This is a genomic window from Mycobacterium sp. NGS22 (assembly GCF_059813095.1).
The window spans coordinates 66,993-74,843 of sequence record NZ_JCALDY010000023.1; the positions used below are offsets into that span (position 1 = coordinate 66,993).

Sequence of the window (7,851 nt, forward strand, 5' to 3'; positions counted from 1 at the left end):
GAGCCTTCAGAGGTGCTGCATGAAGCGGCGGCTTCGTGCTGCGCTCCGACCAAGAATGTCGCTGGTGAGTATCGCCAACTCCGGCAGGATTTCAAAAACGTCAGATGCTCCCGGCTTCGGCGAAAAGCTGCTGGGCATCCCGGTGCCCGCGCAAGTTGGTGATCGATGGCCCTGCACTCCCTTGTACACCCGGGCCTTCAGTCATTGCGCGACTGTACCGCGCTTCGTGACGACGTCTCCGTTGTTCTCGCAGGGCGACGGCGTCAGGGCCGGGCTCAGGGCACCGAAGTCATGCTGCCGCTGACCGTGGAGGTACTGCCCTCGAGTTTGTACTTCAACGAGAACGTCTTGCCGCTCGGCTCGCTGAGCGTCACGGTGCCGGTTCCCGTCATCGGCTCGCGCGAACCGGTGGCCTGGTTGGCCTTCAACGTGCAGTCGAACGTCGCGCCCCGCCGAGCTTCGATGGTGGCCGGGCAGGTCGCGGCGACCGACCCGGAGTCCAAGCTCGGTCTCCCGTTCGATTTCAGCCCTTGTAGAGCTATGACGATCCGGTTTTCGATGCCAGCGCTATTGACGCCGGACGCCTGGCTGGTAGTCGTCGTCGACGACTTCGATCGTCTTTTCTGCTGTTTCCGCGAGGGGCCGCAACCCGTGACCAGCAGCACGATTACCAGGACAACCGATACGGCAACGATTGCTGTGCGCCTCATGGCATCCCCTCCCAGCTATCTGGGGATTAACACTAGCTTCATGGTCAACGCCAAACAAGGTATTCAGCAGCAAAGCGAACGGGCGGCTCAGACGCCGACGCGCCGCCACCCGTCGGCCGCCCGGGCGGCACGCAGCAGTTCGTCGCACAGCACCCGCAACTCCGCGGTTCCCGCGTTTTCGTCGACCGCGGTGGCCACATCTTCGGCAGCGCACCGGAGCTGGTAGACCCGATCCGAGAGGTCGGCCGCTTCGTCGGCGGACAGCACCACGGCGTCGGGCGAGAGGGTCGACTGAGCTCCGGCCTCGCCCCTGGCGACCATGGCCCGCTGCTCGTAAGCCCGCTGGCGGCACGACTGCCGGCAGTACTGGCGGCGACGTCCCATCCCGACGTCGGTCACCTCCCGACCACACCAGCGGCACGGTTGGGGACGAACACGACGGGTCACGGCTGCCGACTTTAGTCCGATCCTGTCCGCGATCCCGGTATCATCGAGTGTCGCGTCGCGCGTTTGCCGCGATCCCCGAGCCGGGAACTACGTAAGCAGTCTTAACGTTTGCTTAGAGAGATTCGCATGACGGGAGCATCGAGAGCTCACCGGACCCAAAGGAGCAGCACCAATGGCTGATCGTGTCCTGCGAGGCAGTCGCCTCGGAGCCGTGAGCTATGAGACCGACCGCAATCACGACCTGGCACCACGTCAGATTGCGCGCTATCGCACCGAGAACGGCGAAGAGTTCGAAGTTCCGTTCGCCGACGACGCGGAGATCCCTGGCACCTGGCTGTGCCGTAACGGTATGGAAGGCACCCTGATCGAGGGTGACCTGCCCGAGCCGAAGAAGGTCAAGCCGCCGCGTACGCACTGGGACATGCTGCTGGAGCGCCGTTCGGTCGAGGAGCTCGAAGAACTGCTCAAGGAGCGCCTGGAGCTGATTCGGTCGCGGCGGCGCGGTTAGGCGTTACGCGCGCGGACGCTCTGCCTGCTGCACGGCGTTGAGCGTGCATCCTTGGCGTTGATTGTGAAACGACGGCTTTCGGGGTGAAGCCAGGGCGGGAAAATCGGCGGGATCCCGCCCAGGTTTCACCCGCAACGCCCAGGTTTCACGCTCAAAATGCTGCACCCTAAACGCGGCAGCGGCTAGCGGCGCGGCGATCGAGACCTGGTCTGCGCGCGAGTCGACCGACTGCGATCGCGCCTACCTTCAACGCCCCATTGAGCGACTTTGACCAGCGCCTCGCGGATGTTGGAGCCGCTCATCTTCGATACGCCGATCTCTCGCTCGGTGAACGTGATCGGCACCTCGACGACCTCGAACCCGGCGTTGACGCTGCGCCAGGTCATCTCGATCTGGAAGCAGTAACCCTTGGAGTCGACGGTGTCCAGGTCGATCGTCTCGAGCACCTCGCGGCGATAGGCGCGGTAGCCGGCGGTGATGTCGTGCACCCCGACACCCAGCGCCAGCCGCGAGTAGGTGTTCGCGGTCCACGACAGGGCCCAGCGCCGCCACGGCCAGTTCCGCACGGTGCCGCCGTGGATGTAGCGCGAGCCGATGGCCAGGTCCGCTCCGGCGTCGACCGCCTCCAGCAGGCGGTACAGCTGTTCGGGCGCGTGACTGCCGTCGGCGTCCATCTCGACCAGCACCGTGTAGCCGCGGCTCAGACCCCAGGCGAAGCCTTCCAGATACGCCGCTCCCAGCCCGTTCTTGGCGGTGCGATGCAGCACGTGCGTGCAACCGGCGTCGGCGGCTGCCAGTTCGTCGGCGAATTGACCGGTGCCGTCCGGGCTGCTGTCGTCGACGACCAGGATATGAACGCCGGGGCAGGCGTCCTTGACCCGCCGATGGATCAGCGGCAGGTTCTCCCGCTCGTTGTAGGTGGGGATGATGACCAGGGTGCGCTGACTGGGACTGCTGCCCGACACCTCGGGAACAGGCTGGCCGGTGGTCATGTAGCTCCTTCATTTCGCCCGATAGAGGTGCGCCCGCTGTCTTCGTCGTCGGAGGATGGGGCGTCGTTCGCACTGTCAACGTCCGCCGCAGCATCCGAATCGTCGGTTTCAGCTGACGGCGTATCGGGATCTTTGGGTTCGTCCGTCGGCCCGGACCGTCGACGCGTCGGCCGCCGAAACCGATCCGAGAAATGACCATTGTGCCGTATCGCGACCAGAATCACTGCGCCAGCCGCTCCGACCAGCACCAACTGCACGATCGGAGCCCAACGGGTGGCCGGCGTCAACGTGGTTTTCAGGCGCACCGCGCTGTCCAGGTAAGCCGGGACGAAGAAGTCGGTGCGCATCAGCTCCGCACCATCCGGAGCGATCACCGCGCTGATCCCGGTGGTGCCGGCCACCAGGACGTAGCGGTCGTGCTCGACGGCCCGGACCTTCGCGAAGGCCAGCTGCTGCTCGCTCATCGTCTTGGTGAAGGTGGCGTTGTTGCTGGGGACGGTCAGCAACTGCGCGCCGTGCCGAACCGCATCGCGCGGCGCCCGGTCGAATACCACTTCCCAGCAGGTGGCGACGCCGACCGGAACTCCGCGCATGTGGACCACGCCGGAGCCGGGGACGGGAACGAAGTGGCCGGCCTGGTCGGCGTACCCGGACAGGTGCCGGAACAGCCAGGGCATGGGCAGGTACTCGCCGAACGGCTGCACGATCGCCTTGTCGTGCCGGTCGGCGGGTCCGGTGCCGGGATTCCACACGATCATCGTGTTGGTGTATGCCGGGTCCTGGTCCATCCTTTCCGGCGCATCCATGACGGTGCCGATCAGGATGGGTGCGCCGATGGCCTCGGCCGCCCGGGAAATGACCTGCGCGGCGTCGGGGTTGGCCAGCGGGTCGATGTCCGAGGAGTCTTCCGGCCAGATGACGAAATAGGGCTGCGGAACCGTCCCGGCATGCACGTCTTCGGCGAGCTGCAGCGTCTGGCTGACGTGGTTGTCCAGCACCGCGCGGCGTTGGGCATTGAACCCGAGTCCCAACCGCGGCACGTTGCCCTGGACGACGGCGACGTTGATGCTGGGTTCACTGCCCGACCCCGCCCCGGCGTGCCGTACCTGCGGCCACACCAACATCGCCGCCGTCAGCACCAGACAGATACTCACCGCGGGCAACACCACGGCCGGCGGCTCGGTCTTGGCGGGCGCGACCCCGGCGCGCAGCCAGCGCACGATCTCGGCTCCGAACGCAGTCAGGCTGGCGCCTACCAGCACGACCGCACTGGAGAGCAGCGCGACCCCGCCCAGTTGCACCAGCGGCAGCAGCGGGCCCTCGGCTTGACCGAACGCCACCGACCCCCAGGGGAACCCGCCGAACGGGACGACGGATTTCAGCCATTCCTGCGCACCCCACAACACCGCAAACCACACCGGCCAGCCAGGCAGTCGGCGGACCACGACGGCACACAGACCGAAGAGGCCGGGGAAGAGCGCGCAGGCCGTGGCCAGCACCAGCCAGGGCATCACCCCGACCAGCGTGCTGGTCCAGGGCAGCAATGGCACGTAGAACGCCAGACCGAACAGGAATCCGTAGCCGAATCCCCCGACGGGTGTGGTGGCGGGCCGGGTGAGCACCCAGGTCAGCAGCGCGATCGCGATGACGGCGGCCCACCACCAGTTCAACGGTGCGAAGCTCGCATACATCAGGCCGCCGGCGCTCAGGGCGGCGATCAGGCGCGCCGCCCGCGGTACCAATGCGGCGCGGACACGGCGCGTCATCGGCTTCCGAGTCGGGGTTGCCAATTCCTCGGGGTCCGCCGGCAACTCCTCGGGTTCGGCCGGCAACTCCTCGGGTTCGGCAACCGGCAAATCCTCGTCGGTTTGCTCCGGACCGTTCTCGGTTACCCGGTCCTCCGGCCGGTCAGCCATGGATGACCGCACCCCGGTGCACGGTTTGGCGGCAAGCCGGCAAATCGTCCGCCGCCTCGAGTCGGGGCAGTGCCGGCACCCGGGAGCGGGGATCGGTGGACCAGCGCTGGACGTCGTCGCGGGGTGCGCTGACGTCGAGCACACCGGCCTCCCACACCGCGTAGGAGGCGGGCGCCCCCGGAACCAACGTGCCGCTCACCCCGTCGCGGACACCGGCGGCCCGCCAGCCGCCGCGCGTCGCGGCCGCGAACGCCGCGCGTGCCGACACCCCGCTGCCCGGCGTTCGGTGATGGACCGCCGCCCGCACGCTTGCCCACGGCTCGAAGGCGGTGACGGGCGCGTCGGAACCGAGGGCGAGAGGCACGCCTTGGGATGCTAACAGCGCGAGCGGGTTCAGCTGAGAACCTCGTTGCGGGCCTAGGCGCTGCGCGTACATGCCGTCGTTGCCACCCCACAGCGCGTCGAAGTTGGGCTGGACGCTGGCGATGACGCCCCACGAGCCGAGTTTGGCGGCCTGCTCGGCGGTGACCATCTCCAGGTGCTCGAGTCGGTGCCCGCAGCGGGCGACCGTGGGCACCCCGAGGTCGGTCACCACTCGTTCGAGGGCATCCACGACCGCAGATACCGCGGCATCCCCGATCACGTGGAAACCGGCGGTGACGTCGGCGGTACTGCACGCCCGCAGGTGCGCCTCGATGGCGGCCGGGTCGAGGTGGCGGGTGCCGGTACATCCGGGCGCATCGGCGTACGCCTCGTGCAGCCAGGCGGTGCGCGAACCCAGCGCGCCGTCGACGAAAAGGTCTCCGGCCAGGCCACGGGCCCCGGTCTCCGATATCAGAGCGCGGGCCTGCGCCGCGGTGGTCACCGCTTCACCCCAGTAGCCGATCACTTCGACGCCGTGCTCGAGAGCGGCCAAACTCAGCCAGTCGTCGAGTCCGCCGATCTCCGGTCCCCCACATTCGTGGACCGCGACGATGCCCGCCGCGGCCAGCGCTCGGAGCGCCGCGGCGCGGGCCTCGGCGAGTTGACCGTCGGTGAGCAGTCCGCGTGCGACGGATCGGACCAGGTGATGCGCGTCGCCGGTCAGCGGCCGCTGTTCAGCGAACCCGGCGGATGCCGCCAGATCGGGCAGCTGTCGGCGCAGAGCCGACGACGCCAACGCCGAGTGCACGTCGACTCGGGCCAGGTAGGCCGGGCGGTCGCCGAGCACCCCGTCGAGCTCGGCGGTGCTCGGCGGGGTGTCCTCCGGCCAGGCTGACTCGTCCCAGCCGTGCCCCCACACCGGCCGGCCGGGGTGCGCGGCCGCGTAGTCGGCCACCAGCTGCAGGCAGTGCGCCTTCGAGTCAGCTGTGCGCAGGTCCAAACCGCTGATCGACAGGCCGGTGGCGCTCAGATGGATGTGGCTGTCGACGAATCCCGGTGCCACGAAGGCCCCATCGAGATCCTGCACCTCGGCGTCCGGGAATTGGCTGCGCCCAACGTCGTCGCGACCCAACCAGGCGACGACCTCGCCGCGCACCGCCATCGCGGTGGCGTCCGGATGCGTCGGGCTGTGTATCCGGCCGTTGACCAACAGCTTGGTCGGAACCTGCGTCACAGCGTCAAACTACGGGTGCCGGATGCTTCGCTCATAGACGCCCGGCGCGCCGGGCAACGTCGGGGCCTCGCCTTCGACGACGTCGATCACCTCGCCGTCGATGTAGTCGCCTTCGGGCCGATGGTCGGTGACCAGCGGGACCCGGCGTTCGAAAACGCGCCACGCGATCGCCGCCAATGCGGGCCGGGTCGCAGTGCGGATCGGTGGCGCCAGCAGCAACAAACCCAGCGCGGTGGTGGCCAGGCCGGGAATGACGAGCAGGCCGGTGGCCAGCGCGGTCAGTGCGCCGTCGGTCAGGGCGCTGCTCGGCTCTGAGGAACCGGACCGCAACTTCGTGAATCCGCGACTGAGCTGCAACCCGCCCAGCGGCACCCCCAGCGCCAGTCCGAGGACGAAGGCGGCCGTCAGCACCGCAATCGTCCAGCCGACACCGATCGCCGCCGACAGCCCGATGGTCACCATGAGCTCGACGACGGCGTAGCTGAGAAGCACCCGTCCTAACACGTCAGGACCAACGTCCGGGCATCGTCCGGGAGTTCCTCGCACGGTCGCGTCGCGGCTGCAGTTAGATGACGCTATGACGACGATTGAGCTCGACACCCCGGCCGGACCGATCGATGCGCTGCTGAGCGTCCCGGAGGGCGACGGCCCGTGGCCCGGTGTGGTGGTGGTCCACGACGCGATCGGCTATGCGCCCGACAACGAGTCGGTGTCGCAGCGCATCGCGCAAGCGGGCTTTCTGGCGCTGACGCCCAACCTGTACGCGCGCGGCGGCCGCGCCCGATGCATCACCCGGGTGATGCGCGAGGTGATGACTCAGCGGGGTCGATCGATCGACGACGTGCTGGCCGCGCGCGAGCATCTGCTCGCCCGCCCCGACTGTTCCGGGAAGGTCGGCATCGCGGGCTTCTGCATGGGCGGCCAGTTCGCACTGGTCTTGTCGCCCAAGGGTTTCGGCGCTTCGGCGTCGTTCTACGGCACTCCGCTGCCGCGCCGGCTCGACCAGACCCTGGAGGGCGCCTGCCCGGTCGTGGCCAGCTTCGGCAACCGCGATCCGCTGGGCGTTGGGGCGGCCGCGAAACTGCGCAAGGTGACGGAGGCCAAGAACATCACCGCCGACATCAAGTCTTATCCGGGCGCCGGGCACAGCTTCGCCAACCAGCTGCCCCGGCAACCGCTGCTGCGCATCGCCGGATTCGGCTACGACGAGGCCGCGACCGAAGACGCGTGGCGCCGAGTCTTCGCGTTCTTCGGCGAGCACCTCGGCTGAATTCCGGTCAGGCCACCTTCAGTTCGAGGCCGACGTTGTTCTCCATGCCGCCGCGCAGCTTGCTGACGAGGTTGAAGACCTTGCCGACGATGCCGTAGCGCTTACCGATCGCGTCGTAGACGGCGGCGGTGTGTGATTTGTCCAGGATGGCCGCGGTGCCCTCGACGGCTTCGCTCTTCGGGTTGCCGCGCATGTCGCAGATCGCCAGCGTGACCCGCGGGGTGTTGCGAATCCGCTTGACCTTCCAGGACTTCGCCTGGGTGATGACCAACAGACGGTCGCCTTGCGCCGCGGCCCAGATCGGCACCGGCTTGGGCCGGCCGTCCTTGGTGAACGTGGTGAGCAGGATGTACTGCGCGTTGGCCAGGTCGGCGAAGGTGGGTGTCACGCTGCCAACCTAGCCCGCCGCGC

At 68.2% G+C, this 7,851-nt stretch carries 7 protein-coding genes and 2 pseudogenes; 2 read left to right on the forward strand and 7 right to left on the reverse strand.

Features of this window, described 5'->3' with window-relative positions; genetic code table 11:
- Positions 1 to 275: 275 nt before the first annotated feature.
- Both AC5Y47_RS19875 and AC5Y47_RS19880 read right to left on the reverse strand, forming a co-directional pair.
- Entirely contained in the window at positions 276 to 503 is a 228-nt protein-coding gene (locus tag AC5Y47_RS19875) for a hypothetical protein (RefSeq protein ID WP_499945968.1), read from the reverse strand.
- 294 nt (positions 504 to 797) lie between these two features.
- Positions 798 to 1,157: a hypothetical protein gene (locus AC5Y47_RS19880; RefSeq protein WP_499945969.1), complete on the reverse strand. Its 360-nt coding sequence runs from the start codon at positions 1,155 to 1,157 to the stop codon at positions 798 to 800.
- 172 nt (positions 1,158 to 1,329) lie between these two features.
- On the opposite strand from AC5Y47_RS19880, the gene rbpA reads away from it, so the two are divergent.
- On the forward strand, positions 1,330 to 1,665 hold the full coding sequence (rbpA, locus tag AC5Y47_RS19885) for an RNA polymerase-binding protein RbpA (RefSeq protein WP_083114870.1): 336 nt from the start codon (positions 1,330 to 1,332) through the stop codon (positions 1,663 to 1,665).
- Between the two features lie 182 nt (positions 1,666 to 1,847).
- Here rbpA and AC5Y47_RS19890 read toward each other — a convergent pair.
- The 4 genes and pseudogenes from AC5Y47_RS19890 to AC5Y47_RS19905 form a co-directional block, all read right to left on the reverse strand.
- A pseudogene (locus AC5Y47_RS19890) lies at positions 1,848 to 2,666 on the reverse strand (polyprenol monophosphomannose synthase); the annotation flags it as partial.
- A gap of 133 nt (positions 2,667 to 2,799) precedes the next feature.
- Positions 2,800 to 4,423, reverse strand: a pseudogene (gene lnt / locus AC5Y47_RS19895) (apolipoprotein N-acyltransferase); the annotation flags it as partial.
- Between the two features lie 142 nt (positions 4,424 to 4,565).
- Positions 4,566 to 6,170 carry an amidohydrolase gene (locus tag AC5Y47_RS19900; protein WP_499945970.1) on the reverse strand — a complete coding sequence of 535 codons (1,605 nt, stop codon included), beginning with the start codon at positions 6,168 to 6,170 and terminating at the stop codon, positions 4,566 to 4,568.
- 9 nt (positions 6,171 to 6,179) lie between these two features.
- Positions 6,180 to 6,674 carry an FxsA family protein gene (locus tag AC5Y47_RS19905; protein WP_499945971.1) on the reverse strand — a complete coding sequence of 165 codons (495 nt, stop codon included), beginning with the start codon at positions 6,672 to 6,674 and terminating at the stop codon, positions 6,180 to 6,182.
- A 73-nt stretch (positions 6,675 to 6,747) separates the two neighbouring features.
- On the opposite strand from AC5Y47_RS19905, the gene AC5Y47_RS19910 reads away from it, so the two are divergent.
- Positions 6,748 to 7,440 carry a dienelactone hydrolase family protein gene (locus AC5Y47_RS19910; RefSeq protein WP_499945972.1) on the forward strand — a complete coding sequence of 231 codons (693 nt, stop codon included), beginning with the start codon at positions 6,748 to 6,750 and terminating at the stop codon, positions 7,438 to 7,440.
- Between the two features lie 7 nt (positions 7,441 to 7,447).
- Here AC5Y47_RS19910 and AC5Y47_RS19915 read toward each other — a convergent pair whose 3' ends face one another.
- On the reverse strand, positions 7,448 to 7,828 hold the full coding sequence (locus AC5Y47_RS19915; protein WP_499945973.1) for a PPOX class F420-dependent oxidoreductase: 381 nt from the start codon (positions 7,826 to 7,828) through the stop codon (positions 7,448 to 7,450).
- Between the last annotated feature and the right edge of the window lie 23 nt (positions 7,829 to 7,851).

What these genes read in the sequence shown, in the direction of transcription:
- rbpA (WP_083114870.1), top strand. Translation starts at nt 1,330, where the DNA reads ATGGCTGATCGTGTCCTGCGAGGCAGTCGCCTCGGAGCCGTGAGCTAT.
- AC5Y47_RS19910 (WP_499945972.1), top strand. Translation starts at nt 6,748, where the DNA reads ATGACGACGATTGAGCTCGACACCCCGGCCGGACCGATCGATGCGCTG.